3 protein-coding genes are annotated in these 1,152 nt (G+C 71.7%); 1 reads left to right on the top strand and 2 read right to left on the bottom strand.

Going from position 1 to position 1,152, the window contains the following annotated elements; all coding sequences use genetic code 11:
- Window positions 1–271, bottom strand: a 271-nt coding sequence (locus A5481_RS35005) for a PIN domain-containing protein (protein WP_483428644.1), incomplete at its 3' end; no start/stop codon positions are given.
- A gap of 4 nt (window positions 272–275) precedes the next feature.
- The gene (locus tag A5481_RS31840) at window positions 276–425 is read right to left on the bottom strand and encodes an AbrB/MazE/SpoVT family DNA-binding domain-containing protein (RefSeq protein WP_156311861.1); all 150 of its coding nucleotides are present in this window, start codon (window positions 423–425) and stop codon (window positions 276–278) included.
- A 389-nt stretch (window positions 426–814) separates the two neighbouring features.
- Between A5481_RS31840 and A5481_RS31835 the strand changes: the two genes are divergently transcribed.
- Window positions 815–1,152, top strand: a 338-nt coding sequence (locus tag A5481_RS31835) for an ATP-binding cassette domain-containing protein (protein WP_156655695.1), incomplete at its 3' end; no start/stop codon positions are given.

Raw genomic sequence — 1,152 nt, 5'->3', positions numbered from 1 at the left:
GTCGATGCCGAGACGCGAGGGTATGACGCCACACCGCGTGACACGGGCGGGAGCCGTGCCTCCGGGCGATCCAGGGGGCACCGGTCCCCTGGCTGACGCGGCCGACCGTCGCCACGGCACCCCCGCGCTCGACGAGCTTGGCGACGACCTCCGAGTCGTTGACCGCGGAGGCGACCGACCCGGAGAGCGCTGCCCGCACGAGTTCCTGTCCCGGTTCCTGGTTGAACGGGCAGAGCGGCGCGGATGCGTCCAGAACGTAACGGGCAGCCACGCCCTCACTCCCCGGCCGCTTCGGCACGGTGGTCGGCGATCAGCTCATCGGACAGGCTGATCCCTTCGCGAACCAGACCGCGAACGAGCGGCTGGATCTCGGCAATCGCTGCATCGCGCGAGCGGACCCGAAGCTCCCCGTCCACGATGTCCATGACGACGGTGTCGCCGGTCCGAAGCGGCGAGATTTGCAATCGGTCATGACGATCCGTCGCGGTTCATTCGTCGATCGTCAGGGTACGGACGGCTGAGCGATCGCCAGGGAGCGTGATGCCACCGAACCCGGCTTCCCGGCCGGACCGCGAAGCACTCGCTGCGCCGGGGGCCGGGTCGTGTCCCGCGGCCGCGCCGACGGGAGGACGCGGCGGCATGAGATGAATCCCATTCATCGATCGTTGCGCGGAATCCGTTTGCGCCGGCCCCGGACACCGGCGAACCATACCGGTAGGGAAGCGGGACAACCCGCTCCGACGAGAACCGGGAGAAACGTCATGGCGCTGGCGCCGAGGCAGGGACGGGCCCGCATCCGGGCCCGGGCCGCGCGATGACCGCGCCGTCCTCCTTCCTGCTGGACGCTTCCGGGATCCGGAAGAGCTTCGGCGCGACCGCCGTGCTGCGCGGCGCCGACCTCCGGGTCGCGCCCGGCGAGATCCACGCCCTGCTCGGCGGCAACGGCGCCGGCAAGTCGACGCTGATCCGCATCGTCTCGGGTTCCCTGCGCCGCGACGGCGGCGCCCTGCACGTGCGCGACGACGGACCGAACCCGATCGCGGTGGTGTTCCAGGAGCTCGCCCTGCTGCCGCACCTCTCGGTCGCGGAGAACATCTACCTCCCCCATCTCCGCCGCGGCCTCGCGCCCGTGCGCGCCGCCCGCCGCCGCGA

Source organism: Methylobacterium platani (assembly GCF_001653715.1).
Taxonomy (GTDB): Bacteria; Pseudomonadota; Alphaproteobacteria; order Rhizobiales; family Beijerinckiaceae; genus Methylobacterium; species Methylobacterium platani.
Note: the sequence above shows the minus strand (reverse complement) of the source record. Positions and strands in the feature narration are given on the sequence as shown.

Excerpts from the sequence above, each read along its gene's own strand:
- A5481_RS31840 (WP_156311861.1), bottom strand. The coding sequence starts at position 425 with ATGGACATCGTGGACGGGGAGCTTCGGGTCCGCTCGCGCGATGCAGCG.